The sequence below is a fragment of the Adlercreutzia caecimuris B7 genome, assembly GCF_000403355.2.
GTDB lineage: Bacteria > Actinomycetota > Coriobacteriia > Coriobacteriales > Eggerthellaceae > Adlercreutzia > Adlercreutzia caecimuris.
Map to the genome: position 1 here is coordinate 1,226,916 of NZ_KE159646.1, position 14,006 is coordinate 1,240,921.

Here is a 14,006-nt window from a genome sequence, read left to right on the forward strand (position 1 = left end):
ACAATAGCCTTCGTGCCGGGGCACCAAAACTATTTGGCCTTCTCGACGATCTTCAGCAAACGCCAGCGCTTCATCTTGGACAGCGGGCGCGTCTCCATGATCTGAACGGTGTCGCCGACGCCGGCCTCGTTGTTCTCGTCATGGGCATGGAACTTCTTGGTGGAGGTGATCATCTTCTTATAGATGGGATGGGGCTTGCGCTCCTCCACGGCCACCACGATGGTCTTGTCATTGGCATCGCTCACCACGACGCCCTGACGAACCTTACGCAAATTGCGCTCTTCAGTCATTGTTTGCACCTTCCTTGATCTACGCGCTCAGCTCGCGAGCCCGCATCTCAGTCATGATGCGCGCGATGTCCTTCTTAACCTGCTTCACGCGGGCGGTGTTGTCGAGCTGGCTCGTAGCCATCTGGAAGCGGAGGTTGAACAGCTCAGCCTTGGCCTCCTTCAACTTCACCTGCAGGTCCTCGGCAGAAAGTTCACGAATCTCTGCTGCTTTCATTATTGCTGCCCCTCCGTTTCACGAGTGACGATCTTGCACTTGATGGGCAGCTTGTTGATGGCCAGACGCAGAGCCTCGCGGGCGGTCTCATCGTCCACACCGGCGATCTCGAACATGATGCGGCCCGGCTTCACAACGGCGACCCAGCCCTCGGGGTTGCCCTTGCCGGAACCCATGCGGGTCTCGGCGGGCTTGGAGGTGATCGGCTTGTCGGGGAAGATGGTGATCCACACCTTGCCGCCACGCTTCATGTGGCGGGTCATGGCGATACGAGCAGCCTCGATCTGACGGTTGGTAATCCAGTGGGCCTCCAGAGCCTGGATGCCGTACTCACCGTGGTTCAGGCGCGTGCCACCCTTGGCCTTGCCCTTCATGGAACCACGCTGCACCTTGCGGTGCTTGACGCGCTTAGGTACGAGCATTTACTTGTCACCCCTCTCGCGGCGATCGTTACGACGGGAACGGTTGGGGCGCGAAGAGCCCTCGAGCGCGGGCTGGGGAGCCTTCTGGCCCGGCAGCACCTCGCCGTGGTACACCCACACCTGCACGCCGATGGAGCCCATGGTGGTGGCGGCGGTGGCGAAGCCGTAGTCGATCTTCGCGCGGAGGGTGTGCAGCGGCACGCGACCCTCGCGGTACCACTCGCGGCGGCTCATCTCGGCACCGCCCAGACGGCCGGAGCACTGGATGCGGATACCCTTGGCGCCGGACTTCATGGCGGACTGCACGGCCTTACGCATGGCGCGGCGGAAGGCCACGCGGCCCTCGAGCTGCTCGGCCACGGACTGGGCGATGAGCTCGGCGTCCAGCTCGGGGCGCTTCACCTCGATGACGTCGATGGACACGGGGCCATTGGCGACCTTCTCCAGGTCCTTGCGCAGGGCATCGATCTCGGCGCCCTTCTTGCCGATGACCACGCCGGGACGGGCGGTGGTGATGGCGACCTTGATCTTGTCGCCGGCACGCTCGATCTCCACCTTGGAGACGGAGGCGCGGGCGAGACGCGCATCGAGGAACTTGCGGATGGCAATGTCGTTCTCAAGCGTGGCGGCGTAGTCCTTGCCGGCGTACCAGCGGCTGCGCCAATCCTCGGTAATACCGAGGCGGAATCCGGTAGGGCTTACTTTCTGACCCATTACCTTATGCCTCCTCTCGGGGTGCGACGACGATGGTGATGTGGCACGTGCGCTTGTTGATGCGCGACGCGGAGCCCTTGGCGCGGGGACGAATGCGCTTCAGGGTGGGGCCCTCGTCGACGAACGCGGTCTTCACGACCAGGTTGTCGCCGCGAAGGTGGTTGTTGTGCTCGGCGTTGGCGACTGCGGAGTTCAGCGTCTTGGCGACGTTCTCGGCGGCGGCGCGCTCGCAGAAGGCCAGGATCTCGCGGGCCTGGGTCACGGACTTACCGCGAACCAGGTCGACCACGGCACGGGCCTTGCGGGGAGCGATGCGGACGTAACGCGATACTGCTTTAGTTTCCATGTAACTTCTCACCTATGCCCTATCGCTTCTTCTTGTCGGCCGCGTGACCCTTGAAGGTGCGGGTCGGCGAGAACTCGCCCAGCTTGTGGCCAACCATAGACTCGGTAATGTAGACCGGCACGTGCTTGCGGCCATCGTACACGGCGATGGTGTGACCCACCATTTCCGGGAAGATGGTGCTGGCGCGGGACCAGGTCTTGATGACGTTCTTCTCGCCAGCCGCATTCATTGCCTCGATACGGGCAAGCAGGCGCGGCTCTACGAAAGGACCCTTTTTCAAACTTCTGCTCACTTAAGACTCCTTCTATTCCGCTACTTCTTGCGACGACGGATGATGAGACGGCTCGAAGCCTTCTTCTTGTTGCGGGTGCGATGGCCCTTGGTCGGCACGCCCCACGGGGTGACCGGGTGACGACCGGCGGACTTGTTCTTGCCCTCGCCGCCGCCGTGCGGGTGGTCGACCGGGTTCATGACGGTACCGCGGACGGTCGGACGGACGCCCATCCAACGCTTGCGGCCGGCCTTGCCGATCTTGATGTTGGAGTGCTCGGCGTTGCCCACCTCGCCGATGGTGGCGCGGCAGGTGATCAGCACGCGGCGCATCTCGGAAGAGGGCATGCGCAGGATGGCGTAGTTGCCCTCCTTGCCCATGAGCTGGATGGAAGTGCCGGCGGAACGGGCGATGGCGGCACCCTTGCCGGGCTGCAGCTCCACGTTGTGGATGAGCGTACCGACCGGGATGTTAGCCAAAGGCAGCGCGTTGCCGGGCTTGATGTCGGCATCGGGACCGGAAACCACGATGTCGCCCACCTTCAGGCCCTTCGGGTGGATGATGTAGCGCTTCTCGCCGTCAACGTAGTGCAGCAGAGCGATACGGGCGGAACGGTTGGGATCGTACTCGATCGTGGCGACCTTGGCGGGCACGCCGTCCTTGTTCCGCTTGAAGTCGATGATGCGGTAGCGCTGCTTGTTGCCGCCGCCCTGGTGACGGGTGGTGATGCGACCGTAGCAGTTACGACCGGCCTTCTTCGGCTTCGGGGCCAGCAGAGACTTCTCCGGCTTGGACGTGGTGATCTCCGCAAAGTCGGAGACCGTCTGGAAACGTCGGCCGGGGCTCGTCGGCTTGTACTGTTTGATTCCCACAGTAACAACCTTTCTTGACTTCGGACCTCCCCCGCCGCCGGCTGGTAGGGCAACCTGCACCGGGATCCGTCCCTTACCTTGGATCTTCCGCTCGCGCGCCTCTCCGCACACCGGAAGCTCCCTTACCTGGTGGTCAGGCGATTGCCGATCGGCTCCGATGGAGGCTCGAAGTCGCGACGCCGTCTAACCACGCGCCCGGGTGTATCCATCGCTGGCCACACAGACGCAAAGATGCATTATAGGCGTGGCGTATGGCGCATTCAAGAAGTTTTTCGCTCGGCGGCGCTCCCCCACATTTCTGCCACATACGGGGAAGATAGGGAATAGCCGATGGCAAGCTCGCTTCAACTGGGAGATGCAAAACGGAGGCCCTCCCCCTTTGGTACGAACTTGCCAAGATTTTACGTGCACAGAGAAGCGCCCCTCGGAGCAGATGAGGCTGCGATCCGAAGGGCGCTTAAAAGGAAATGAAGGCGCGGTGGGGAGGGGGATCAGCGCGCCTTTCCGGAGTTAGTCCTGCTTCACGAAACCGCGCTCGGTGGCGGCGTCGCGCAGCTTCTGCCAGATGGTCAGATGGTCGATCTCCAGCTGGTTGCAGTGGGCCGTGCAATTGCCGCACATAGTGCAATCCCACAGACCGCCCTGCACCGCCTCAACGATACGGTCGGCCTGATCATAGGGATCGAAGTGGCGGAAGGCCACGGCCAGCATATGCGAGGGGCCGATGTATTCGGGGCTCATGGCTCGAGCCGGGCAGCCGGCAGTGCACACTTGGCAGCGGGCGCAGTAGTTGATGCCGAACAGCTCGTCGGCGTCGTCCATGTTGTAGGTCTGAATGTCCTCCTCGGTTAGAGGGGCCACGCGCACGCGCTTGTAGGTCTCGGCGATGCGGGCCTGCACCTGGCTCTTGTCCACGACCAGGTCCTTCACCACCGGCACGCCGGCGAGCGGCTCTACAGTATGGGCGCCGTCGGTCAGGGGCTCCACGCACGCGAGCACCGGCTCGCCGTCGAGCATCATCGCGCAGCGACCGCACATGCGTCCGCGGCAAGAGAAGTCGAAGGCCAGAGGCTCCTCGTTCTCGTGAATGTACACGAGTGCCTGCAACAGGGTCATGTACTCGTCGTCGTGGGGAACCTCGTAGGTGGCCTCATAGGGCGCGTTGTCCTTGGAGGGGTCATAGCGCTTAACAGTAATCTTCATTGTCTATCTCCTCGGAATCAAGAGCTCTCATCGACTAGTAGGCGATCTTCTCGTAGGACAGGCTGCCGTCCTCGGCGCGGGTATAGGCCAGGGCGCACTTCCAGTTCGCGTCGTCGGGCTCGGGGAAGTCCGGACGGATGAACGCATCACGGCTCTCCTCGCGCGCAAGCGATGCCTCCACAGTCAGGCGCGCGATGTCGAGGAGATTCACCACCTCGATGGCGTCCTTCCAGTCGGCGTTCTGAACGAGGCTGTCGTCGGCGCATGCCATACGGGGAAGATCCTCGGCCATGATGCGATCGAGCTCGGCCTTGACCGTCTCCAGAACATCGGCGGGCCGCACGGGGCGGCCGGCCTCGGCGCAAGCGTGCTGGATGTTGCGGCGTACCGTGATGGGGCGCAGCGGGTCGTCCACGGTGCGCGTCCGCAGATCCTCGAGGCGAGCGATCTCGGCCGCCACCCCCTCGTAGGTCACGGAGGCGGGCTCTTCGTAGGTCGCCAGATACTCGAGCGCCTTCTTCATAGCGTAGCGCCCCATTCGGCGATTGGTGATGTTCATCATGCCGCCCTCGCTGCCAGCGTTAGCGCGAACGCAGAATAGGCCCTCGGCGTCGACGCACATGGCATTGTCGTCGGTAATGGGCTCGCCGCCATGCTCGTACATCTCCGGCACCACCTCGGTCGGCTGGGCGGTGAAGTCATAGCCGAATTTCTCCTTCAGCAGCTGGGCGTTGCGCTGGTACATCCAGCGCATGGTAGCAAGGGATTCCTCTTTGCAGTCCAGATACACGCCACCGCTCTCACTGCCCTTGCCGGCACGCACCACCACGTCGACCGCCTGCATGACACCCGACTGGGTGGCAAGGTACTCTTTCTCAGCAATCTCGGGGTAATCCTTGAGGTACGTTCCCTCGGAGTCCATGAGGTCGCCCGAATGCACGCTGTCGGCACCGACCATGGAGCCTTCGGAAGCCGCGAAGCTGCGCGGGAAGGCGCCCATCATGTCATAGCTGCCGAACTCGGCGTTGGCGATCTTGCCGCCGTGGCGCAAAAGGGCCATTTCCACGTCGGCCGTGTTGTCGCACACGTTGTTCGTGGTGGGCGAGGTGGAGTTCCAGCCGTAGAACTGCGTACAGCCGCCCGTGGCCGTCAGCGTCACCTTGGCGCGGTAGACGCGATACTCACCAGTGGGAATATGAAGGCCCACCGCGCCCAGGCAGCGGCCGCCCTCGATAATGAGGTCGGTGATCATGGTACGATCATGCACCGTGATGTAGTCCTTGGCACGGAAGTGGTCGGACCAATGGCGCGTCATCGAGTGCTCGAAGCCACGCGTCGTCGGAAAGTCATAGATGTAGAAGGGCGTACCGTCCTCGTTGCGCGCCGAGAGGATCTCGCCCCAGTTGGCGCAGACCACGTCAGGGTTCAGCTCGACCTCGTTCTGAACGCCAGTCTTGCGGTAGAGGCTCTCGTTGCGAATCTTGGTGGCAACGGGCACCTCCTCTTCGGTTTCATAGAAGGCCCCAGGTACCCACGTGTTCATGATGTCGAAGTTCATACCGAACGCGCCGCCGAAGCCGTAGGGAGCTTTGTCGATCACCAGCATGTTCTGACCGGCCTTACATGCCTCCTGCATCGCAAAGCTGGCGCCATAGCCTGCACCGATGACAAGAATGTCGGTGTCGAACACCGCGTAAGGCACCGCCGCGTCCACCGTCTCGTTCTCGCCGCCGGTAGCCGCCATGTCGGTCTGGCTCTGAGGCGCACAACCGGCGAGCATGCCACCGGTAAGGGCCGCAGCGCCGGCGGTCAGGCCGCCCAGCTTGAAGAACGAACGTCGATCGATGCTGCGCATCTCCTTCTCTCCTTGCGTCTTCCCCATCCCTTTTTCTCCTTTCAAGTCGGGATCAGACAGACGGAAAGATTACACAGACCGCCAAAGGGCGGCAAAGGTTGCATCGATGGATCAATTGTTGACGCCATCGTGCACGATGGCGTCCATAGCGACCATTGCGCATTTGGAATATCTTTCCAAAGGGAGGGCAGCGAGCGTAAGATGGGCGCAACCCGAAGACAGGAGGGGTCTTAATGGGTACATCGTTAAATTCGTGGGAGCTGGCCACCGAGACCGCGCTCATATTCGATCAATGGATGAGAGCTATCGCCGCGTCGTTGCGCGATGAAGGCGCCGGAAGCATCAACCAGTTCTGGATACTGCTCCTCGCCAGCGAGCGCCCCCCGAATACCCGTGGGCGCTGCCGCCGATGTGCTGGAGCTGAACTACACCACTACCGCCGAATGCGCTGCCCAGCTGGCGCAAGCGGGCACCATCGCGAAAACGACCTCGGAGGACGATGGCCGCCGCAGCCTCATCTCTCTCACCGCGACAGGCACGCAGCGCATAGCGGCATTCGATCAGAGCCTCATGGGCATAGCCAAAATAGCGCTGGATCCTCTTGAGGGCGAGGGACGCATTCGGGCCATGCACCTGCTCTTCAGCGCCTGCAAGCGCCGCGACAAGAAACGAATGATGGGCAACCTCGTGCGCGGCGATAGCACGTTCATTATGACCTGCCAACAGATATCCATCGAATTCGGGCGGCTGTGCAAACGTCAAGGCGTCAGCTCGATTCAGGCTCATGCCCTCGTGCATGTCGCGCAGCGGGAGTCGATTTCCGCCAAGGAGCTGCGAGGGCACTTGTGCCTCGACGCACCGACGCTCTCACGCACCCTGACCGCCCTTGCCGATCGCGGCCTCATCTCGCGCCAAGCCGGAGCGAGCAGACGCGAGGTGGAGGCAACACCCACGGCCATCGGCCTGCAATACGCCTCCCTCATTGCAGAAGAGACCGATGCGCTGCTCGCCAACCTGTTCGGCGACGACTACGGCAGCCCGGCGCACCTCCAGACCGTGGCCGCCCTGCGCACGTCGCTGGAGGCACGCACGGGGCAGTCTGCCTAGCGGCCTTTGAGGATGCCGCCTTTGCGGCCGTTGGCCTTCGGAGGCCTGCCGGAGCGCTGCGCTGTAGGGCGGGTACGGTCGGGTCTGCGGGCGGGACGGCCGCGGTCGGGCCTGCAGGCAGCGCGATAAGTGCTGTCTCGGCAAGAAAATGCGCTCCGGCGGTTGACTGAGCGGCGCCGTTGCTGATAAAGTTAGCGGCGTGAAGAGACTTGGCGACGGTACGTCCGGCCAAGTTCGCAGAGGCCGCCGCAAGGCGGTCTCTTGCGTTCTGGAGGGAGCATGATGGACAAGCCGTTTCGTACCATTGAGGAGCAGATCGCCATCCTCAACTCGCGTGGCGTCGCCACCGACAAGTCAACGCCGGAAGTGCTCGCCCGCGAGGGATATTACTCGGTAGTCAACGGCTACAAAGATCTCTACCTCGATCCTGCGGCAACCAAAGCCGCCGGCGAAGATGTGTTTCGCAAAGGTACAACCTTCCAAGACATCTGTCGGCTCTTTCGATTCGATCGAGCGTTGCGCCAAACATTCTTCAGATACTTTGCCATCGCCGAGGCAGCTCTCAAATCCCTTTGCGCCTATCACTTTGCGGAAGCGCACCAAGACGAGCCCGAGCCTTACCTTAACGCCACGAACTACGATGAATGCCAGCGCACCTATGTCGATTGGCTCATCAGCGATTTCGAGTCAGCACTTGCGAGAAACCCCCGCAAAAAACCGCAGCCCAAAGCCTATCTGGAGCATTATCTGAAAAACCACGATGAGGTGCCCCTCTGGGTATTGCTGCGCTATATGACCCTCGGGCAAGCATTCAAGTTCTACTGCTACCAAACCGAGTCTATGCGCAATAAGATCGCCAAAGGCTTCGCCGTTCTCTACGAGCTGTCCTACGGAGAGAAAATCAACGTCTCACCGCGCAGATTGACACAAGCCTATGACCACATAAAAGACTTCCGCAATATCTGCGCCCACGAAGAACGCTTGTATTGCGCGCGAGTATCACCGGGACACGACATCTCCGTCGTCGATGCGCTGTCCGACCTTCAACTCGTGCTGCCGAAAAATGAGGCGGCACAGCTCACAAACGACATACTCGATCTTCTCGCCAGTATCGGAGAGGACATGAGGGAAGCAGATTTTTCCAGGCTCGTAACGAGTATGGGAGCCGAACACCTCCCTGGGCTGAAAGAGCGCCGAAATGTTCCGCGCACGTCGCTTGAAGCTCGCGTGGCGCAACCTGCCTAGCGGCCCTTGCGGATGCCGCCCTTGCGGCCGTTGGCCTTCGGAGGCTTGCCGGCCCGCTGGACCTTCGGAGCAGGGCGGCCCTTCGCGGGCTTGAAGGCGCCTGCTTTGCCGGCGCCCTTGCCGGCCTTCGGGCCGCGGGCGCCCGATTCGGCTCTGCCGCTCTTGCCCGGCACACCGCCCTTCCCCGCTTCCGACCGGCCGCCCTTCGCCGCTTTCTCGGGCGCGTTTCTCTTTGCCGCCTTCGCGGGCGCGCCGCCCTTCCCCTTGCGCGGGACGCTCGCGTCCTCGTCGCGCTTCTTGGGACGGATGGGCCGGATGAGGCACTTCTCGTCCCAGCCGATGAGGTCTTGGCGGCCGGCCTTCACCAGCGCCTCGCGCACCAGGTCGTAATTCGCGGGGTTGCGGTATTGGATGAGCGCGCGCTGCATGGCCTTCTCGCGGGCGGATTTCGGCACGTAGATGGACTCCATGGTACGCGGGTCCAGCCCCGTGTAGTACATGCACGTGGAGATGGTGGAGGGCGTGGGGTAGAAGTCCTGCACCTGCTCGGGGTTGAAGCCCATGTCGCGCACGTACTCCGCCAGCTCGACGGCCTCGGCAAGCGTGCTGCCCGGGTGCGAGCTCATGAGATAGGGCACCACGAACTGGTCCTTCCCCGCCGCACGGTTGGCCTCGTCGAAGGCCTCGCAGAAGGCGTCGTAGACCGCCCGCGGCGGCTTGCCCATGGCGGAAAGCACCGTGTCGGACACGTGCTCGGGGGCCACGCGCAGCTGGCCGGACACGTGGTGGGCAGCCAGCTCGTGCAAAAAGGTGCGCTCGGGATCGGGATCGGCCATCACGTAGTCGAAGCGGATGCCGCTGCGCACGAACACCTTCTTCACCCCGGGCAGCCTCCGCAGCTTGCGCAGCAGACCCGTGTAGTCGCGGTGGTCGGCCTTCAAGGCCGGACAGGGCTTCGCGCCCAGGCAGCGGCGGTCGACGCAGGCGCCGCGGGTGCGCTGCTTGGCGCAGGCCGGCCCGCGGAAGTTCGCCGTGGGACCGCCCACATCGTGGATGTAGCCCTTGAAGTCGGGCTCGGCGGTCATGGCGCGGGCCTCTTCCAGAAGCGACTCGTGGGAGCGGCCCGTGACGATGCGGCCCTGATGGAAGGTGAGCGCGCAGAAGGCACACTCACCGAAGCAGCCGCGGCAGGAGGTGAGCGAGAACTTCACCTCGGCAAGGGCCGGCACGCCCCCGGCCGCGTCGTAGGAGGGGTGCCACGTGCGCGCGTAGGGCAGCCGGTAGACGGCGTCCATCTCGTTTTGCGTGAGGGGCGCGGCAGGCGGGTTCTGCACCACGTACACGCCATGGGGGTAGGCCTCCACCAGGCGACTGCCCGTGACCGGATCGCTCTCGCGGTACTGGGCGGCGAAGCTTGTCGCGAAGGCGCGCTTGCTGGCGGACACCTCCTCCCAGCTCGGCAGCATCTGGTAGTCCACCACGTGCTCAAGGGAGCGGGTGCGAAACACCGTGCCGTCGATGAAGGTGAGATCCTCCACCGCTAGGCCGGCGGCAAGCGCGTCGGCGATCTCCACGATGGAGCGCTCCCCCATGCCGTAGGAGATGAGGTCAGCCCCCGAGTCCATCAGGATGGAGCGCTTGAGCGAGTCGGACCAGTAGTCGTAGTGGGCGAGCCGCCGCAGGCTCGCCTCGATGCCGCCCAGGATGATGGGGGTCTTCTTGAAGGTACGGCGGATGAGGTTGGAATACACCACCGCCGCGTGGTTGGGGCGCCGCCCGCCCTCGCCGCCGGGGGTGTAGGCGTCGTCGTGGCGGCGCTTCTTGTTCACCGTGTAGTGGTTCACCATGGAGTCCATGTTGCCCGCCGACACGAGAAACCCGAGGCGCGGCTCGCCGAACACGGCGATGCTCGCAGGGTCGTTCCAATCGGGCTGGGCGATGAAGCCCACCTTGTAGCCGTGGGACTCCAGCACCCGCGTGATGATGGCGCTCCCGAACGAGGGGTGGTCCACGTAGGCGTCGCCCGACACGTAGACGAAGTCGAGCTGATCCCAACCGCGCTCATCGGCCTCGGCGCGGGTCGTGGGCAGAAACGCCGAGGCGGGCACGGACTCGCGCGATGTCCGCGCAGCGCCCTTCGCGGACGACGGGGATTTCGGTCGCTTCGGCGCGGTTTTCTTCGACACGGCTACCTTCTTCATAGAAAGGGGCGGGGAACCTCCCCGCCCTGGCGAATCTTCTGGCACGCAGCCGCCGAAGCGGCCGCGGCGGCTAGTTCTCGTCGGCCCTCGCATCCTCGGCCGGCTTCTCGGCCTCGGCTGCGGAGGTCTCGGAAGCGGGCGCGGCGGCGGGGGCCTCGGCCACGGTGATCTTGGCGTTGGCGGCCACGAAGCGGGCGGCCTTCAGACGCTCGGCAGTCTCGCGCAGGGCGAAGCCGCGACCCGAGGCCTCCAAATCCTCGCGCATGGCCTTGGGGTTGCCCTGGGGGTTCATGCCGTAGCAGGCGTCCTCCAGGTCCTTGTCGGTGAGCGTCATGCGCTCGTGGCGGTACACCGCGTCCAGGCAGAAGCCCTGCACGAGCACCTCGCGGGTCTGCATCATGAGCATCATGCCGAACTGCTGCTCGCCGCCGTTACCCTCCACGAACTGCTCCCAGGTCATGCCGGCCTGCTGCAGCTCCATGCGCAGGTTGTTCATGAGGTGGTCGCGGGTGGCCTCGTAGATCTCGTCGGCGATGCGGCCTTCGAAGCGGTGCGTGAGGGCGCCCACGGCCATCTGCTGCACGTAGCCCTCGTAGCTCTCGCGCTGCTGGGCCTCGAAGACGCGGCGCATATCGGCCACGAGGGCTTCCTTGCTCGCGAACATGGGCATGTTGGCCTTCACCCACGCGTCGTCGATGATCGGCACGACTTCCTTCTGCACTTCCTTCACCGTCACGGTGCAGGAGATGGGCTTGTTCACCACCTCCCCGCTCTCGGTGCCGAGCGGCGCTTCGAAGGTGAACTCCTTGGTCTGGCCCGGCTCCATGCCGAGCAGCTCCTCGTCGAAGCCGGCGGGCATGTAGCCGCGACCCATGATATAGGTGCGGTCCTCGCAGGTGAGCGCCTTGATCTCCTCGCCGTCGTCGAAGCACTTCATGGCAATGGAGCAGGCATCCCCAGCCGTAAGCGGCTTCGCGTCGGTGGCCACGTAGGTCACCGAGTTCTTCGCGATCTCCTCCAGCTGCTGGTTGATGGGGCTCTCGTCGAAGACGAAGGGCGGCACGGTGATCTCCACCGGCTCGTAGCTCGTGAGCTCGTAGGTGGGCTTCACGGTGACGTTCAAGGCGAACGAGAACTTCTTGCCCCGTTCGAACTTCACGCTCGGCGTCGCCTTCGGCGGGAAAGCCGGCACGAGGTTGCGGCGATCGAGGGCGCGGGGCACGAGCACCTCGATGGCATTCATCTCGACGATCTTGTCCAGATCGGCAATGCCCAGCTGCTCCTGGCAGAGCTGCTCGATGGACTTGCCCGGCTCGGGGCGCACGCCCATGGACAGCGCGAAGGCCTCGCCGGCCTCCTTCAGGGCGTTGTTCACCTCGATGGCCGTCGCCTCGCAGTCGAGCTTGATGACGCCGTCAGCCAGCTTCTTCTCGGTAACTCTCATAGGTTCGGTGCTCCTCCTTCACGGGCGGGGCCGCCTTGTGCGGACCCTCAAAGGTTTGCCCGCTATGGTAGCACAGGCGTTTCCCGCCCCGACGCGCGCAGCGGGAAGCCCACAAATAAGCAGCGCGCGGAAGACGGGCGCGCCGCGGCGCGCGCCGTGCGCCGTTTCGACCCGAAGGGCCGCGCGACCGGCGGCGAGGTTTTTACGCACCTGCAACAGATCGCACGCGCAAAGGGGTATGATGATACGATCGATGAGGATTGCAGGAGGTTCGCCCGTGCCCCATAACCGCCAGAAGAAGATCGCGCTCGTGAACGACTACACGGGATTCGGACGTTGCTCGGTGGCCGTGCAGCTGCCGATCATCTCGCATCTGGGTGTGCAGTGCTGCCCGCTGCCCACGGCGGTGCTCTCCAACCACACCATGTTCGACAGCTTCAGCATCCAGGATTTCACCGCGCACATGGACGAGCACATCGCCGAATGGCGCAAGCTCGACCTGCGGTTCGCGGGCATCTGCACGGGATTTCTCGGCTCGGCCGACCAGATCGCCATCGTCGACGGGTTCATCCGCGAATTCGCGGGGGCGGGCACCACCGTGGTAGTTGACCCGGTGATGGGCGACTACGGGCGGCCCTACGCCACCTACACGCCGGATATGTGCGCGCGCATGGGCGAGCTGGTGGCTCGCGCTGATATCGTGACGCCGAACCTGACCGAGGCCTGCATCCTGCTGGGCGAGCCCTATCGCGCTGACGCGAGCCTGGAGGAAGTGGCCGTCCTGGCCGAGCGGCTGGGCGAGGCCGGCCCCGCCCGGGTGGTCATTACCGGCAATGTGCGCGACGGGCAGGTGGTGAACGTGGGGTTCCAGCACGGCGAAGGATCCTTTATTGTGGCCACGCCCCAGTGCGGCGGCGACCGCTCGGGCACCGGGGATGTGTTCGCGGCCATCATCGCCGCCGACGCGGTGAACGGCATCGCCTTCCGCGCCTCGGTGGAGCGGGCGGCGGCCTTCGTCGGACGATGCATCGAGCGTTCGGCGGAGATGGGCATCCCCGTCACTGACGGGGTGGCCTTCGAGGAGGTTATTCGGGAACTGGACTAACCGCCGCCGGTGCGGGCGGAGAAGCCCCGCGCCAAAGAAGAAGAGACCGAAGGAGGCACAAGACCCATGACACGCACAATGACCCTGCTCTACGAGGTGTATGACGGCCTGTACGTGAACCTGACGAACCGCTGCTCGTGCCGCTGCACGTTCTGCCTGCGCAGCCAGGGCGAGAGCGTGTGCGGCTCCGACAGCCTGTGGCTTGAGCGCGAGCCCACCTTCGAGGAAGTGCGCGACGAGTTCGCGAAGTTCGACATGAGCCGCTACGACGAAGTGGTCTTCTGCGGCTTCGGCGAGCCCACCGAAGCCTGGGAAGTGCTGAAGCGGGTGGCTGCCTACGTGAAGGAGGCCTTCGGGCTGCCCGTGCGCGTGAACACCAACGGCCAGGGCTCGCTCATCTGCGGCCGCGACATCGCGCCAGAGTTCGCGGGGCTGGTGGACGCGGTGTCCATCTCGCTGAACACGCCGAATCCCGAGCGTTACGCCGAGCTCACGCGCAGCCGGTTCGGAGAGGCGGCCTTCCCCGCCATGCTTGATTTCGCCCGCGAGGTGAAAAGCTTCGTGCCCGAGGTGACCATGACCACGGTGGAGACCACCCTCACTCCCGAGGAGGAGGACGCGTGCCGCGCCATCTGCGAGGACTTGGGCGTGAACTATCGCATCCGCCTGTGGGTGGAAGAGGGCAAGGTCACGAAATAGCCTCGACCCAGCGGCTAC

The 14,006-nt window shown here is 64.0% G+C and carries 15 protein-coding genes; 4 read left to right on the top strand and 11 right to left on the bottom strand.

Annotated features, from left to right (window positions below):
• Positions 1-29: 29 nt before the first annotated feature.
• The 9 genes from rpsQ to C811_RS0103215 form a co-directional block, all read right to left on the bottom strand.
• A complete protein-coding gene (rpsQ, locus tag C811_RS08850) occupies positions 30-290 on the bottom strand; it encodes a 30S ribosomal protein S17 (protein ID WP_016309213.1) in 261 nt (86 codons plus the stop codon).
• 19 nt (positions 291-309) lie between these two features.
• Complete coding sequence (rpmC, locus tag C811_RS08855; RefSeq protein ID WP_016309214.1) at positions 310-504, bottom strand: 50S ribosomal protein L29; 195 nt, start codon at positions 502-504, stop codon at positions 310-312.
• Positions 504-926, bottom strand: coding sequence for a 50S ribosomal protein L16 (gene rplP / locus C811_RS08860; RefSeq protein WP_016309215.1), 423 nt, complete (start codon positions 924-926; stop codon positions 504-506). Before rplP ends, rpmC begins: the two co-directional genes overlap by 1 nt.
• Positions 927-1,640 carry a 30S ribosomal protein S3 gene (gene rpsC / locus C811_RS08865; RefSeq protein WP_016309216.1) on the bottom strand — a complete coding sequence of 238 codons (714 nt, stop codon included), beginning with the start codon at positions 1,638-1,640 and terminating at the stop codon, positions 927-929.
• Positions 1,641-1,644: 4 nt separating this feature from the next.
• Positions 1,645-1,986: a 50S ribosomal protein L22 gene (gene rplV / locus C811_RS08870; RefSeq protein WP_016309217.1), complete on the bottom strand. Its 342-nt coding sequence runs from the start codon at positions 1,984-1,986 to the stop codon at positions 1,645-1,647.
• Positions 1,987-2,005: 19 nt separating this feature from the next.
• A complete protein-coding gene (gene rpsS / locus C811_RS08875; protein WP_016309218.1) occupies positions 2,006-2,278 on the bottom strand; it encodes a 30S ribosomal protein S19 in 273 nt (90 codons plus the stop codon).
• 20 nt (positions 2,279-2,298) lie between these two features.
• Positions 2,299-3,129: a 50S ribosomal protein L2 gene (gene rplB, locus C811_RS08880; RefSeq protein WP_022926468.1), complete on the bottom strand. Its 831-nt coding sequence runs from the start codon at positions 3,127-3,129 to the stop codon at positions 2,299-2,301.
• A gap of 510 nt (positions 3,130-3,639) precedes the next feature.
• A complete protein-coding gene (locus C811_RS08885) occupies positions 3,640-4,332 on the bottom strand; it encodes a succinate dehydrogenase/fumarate reductase iron-sulfur subunit (RefSeq protein WP_016309220.1) in 693 nt (230 codons plus the stop codon).
• Between the two features lie 34 nt (positions 4,333-4,366).
• Positions 4,367-6,214, bottom strand: coding sequence for an FAD-dependent oxidoreductase (locus C811_RS0103215; RefSeq protein ID WP_016309221.1), 1,848 nt, complete (start codon positions 6,212-6,214; stop codon positions 4,367-4,369).
• Between the two features lie 366 nt (positions 6,215-6,580).
• On the opposite strand from C811_RS0103215, the gene C811_RS08895 reads away from it, so the two are divergent.
• Together C811_RS08895 and C811_RS0103225 are read left to right on the top strand one after the other, a co-directional pair.
• A complete protein-coding gene (locus tag C811_RS08895) occupies positions 6,581-7,294 on the top strand; it encodes a MarR family transcriptional regulator (RefSeq protein WP_016309222.1) in 714 nt (237 codons plus the stop codon).
• 279 nt (positions 7,295-7,573) lie between these two features.
• Positions 7,574-8,539 carry an Abi family protein gene (locus C811_RS0103225; RefSeq protein ID WP_016309223.1) on the top strand — a complete coding sequence of 322 codons (966 nt, stop codon included), beginning with the start codon at positions 7,574-7,576 and terminating at the stop codon, positions 8,537-8,539.
• Here the strand turns inward: C811_RS0103225 and C811_RS08900 are convergent.
• Together C811_RS08900 and C811_RS08905 are read right to left on the bottom strand one after the other, a co-directional pair.
• Complete coding sequence (locus tag C811_RS08900; protein WP_016309224.1) at positions 8,536-10,725, bottom strand: YgiQ family radical SAM protein; 2,190 nt, start codon at positions 10,723-10,725, stop codon at positions 8,536-8,538. The genes C811_RS0103225 and C811_RS08900 overlap by 4 nt on opposite strands.
• An 85-nt stretch (positions 10,726-10,810) precedes the next feature.
• Complete coding sequence (locus C811_RS08905) at positions 10,811-12,184, bottom strand: trigger factor (RefSeq protein ID WP_016309225.1); 1,374 nt, start codon at positions 12,182-12,184, stop codon at positions 10,811-10,813.
• A 277-nt stretch (positions 12,185-12,461) separates the two neighbouring features.
• Here C811_RS08905 and C811_RS08910 point away from each other — a divergent pair, with 277 nt between their 5' ends.
• Both C811_RS08910 and C811_RS08915 read left to right on the top strand, forming a co-directional pair.
• Complete coding sequence (locus tag C811_RS08910; RefSeq protein ID WP_016309226.1) at positions 12,462-13,289, top strand: pyridoxamine kinase; 828 nt, start codon at positions 12,462-12,464, stop codon at positions 13,287-13,289.
• A 66-nt stretch (positions 13,290-13,355) separates the two neighbouring features.
• Positions 13,356-13,988 carry a TatD family nuclease-associated radical SAM protein gene (locus C811_RS08915; RefSeq protein ID WP_016309227.1) on the top strand — a complete coding sequence of 211 codons (633 nt, stop codon included), beginning with the start codon at positions 13,356-13,358 and terminating at the stop codon, positions 13,986-13,988.
• Positions 13,989-14,006 lie beyond the last annotated feature (18 nt).

Coding starts and splice junctions, on each gene's coding strand:
- rpsQ (WP_016309213.1), bottom strand. CDS start 290: ATGACTGAAGAGCGCAATTTGCGTAAGGTTCGTCAGGGCGTCGTGGTG.
- rpmC (WP_016309214.1), bottom strand. CDS start 504: ATGAAAGCAGCAGAGATTCGTGAACTTTCTGCCGAGGACCTGCAGGTG.
- rplP (WP_016309215.1), bottom strand. CDS start 926: ATGCTCGTACCTAAGCGCGTCAAGCACCGCAAGGTGCAGCGTGGTTCC.
- rpsC (WP_016309216.1), bottom strand. CDS start 1,640: ATGGGTCAGAAAGTAAGCCCTACCGGATTCCGCCTCGGTATTACCGAG.
- rplV (WP_016309217.1), bottom strand. CDS start 1,986: ATGGAAACTAAAGCAGTATCGCGTTACGTCCGCATCGCTCCCCGCAAG.
- C811_RS08885 (WP_016309220.1), bottom strand. CDS start 4,332: ATGAAGATTACTGTTAAGCGCTATGACCCCTCCAAGGACAACGCGCCC.
- C811_RS0103215 (WP_016309221.1), bottom strand. CDS start 6,214: ATGGGGAAGACGCAAGGAGAGAAGGAGATGCGCAGCATCGATCGACGT.
- C811_RS0103225 (WP_016309223.1), top strand. CDS start 7,574: ATGATGGACAAGCCGTTTCGTACCATTGAGGAGCAGATCGCCATCCTC.
- C811_RS08905 (WP_016309225.1), bottom strand. CDS start 12,184: ATGAGAGTTACCGAGAAGAAGCTGGCTGACGGCGTCATCAAGCTCGAC.
- C811_RS08915 (WP_016309227.1), top strand. CDS start 13,356: ATGACACGCACAATGACCCTGCTCTACGAGGTGTATGACGGCCTGTAC.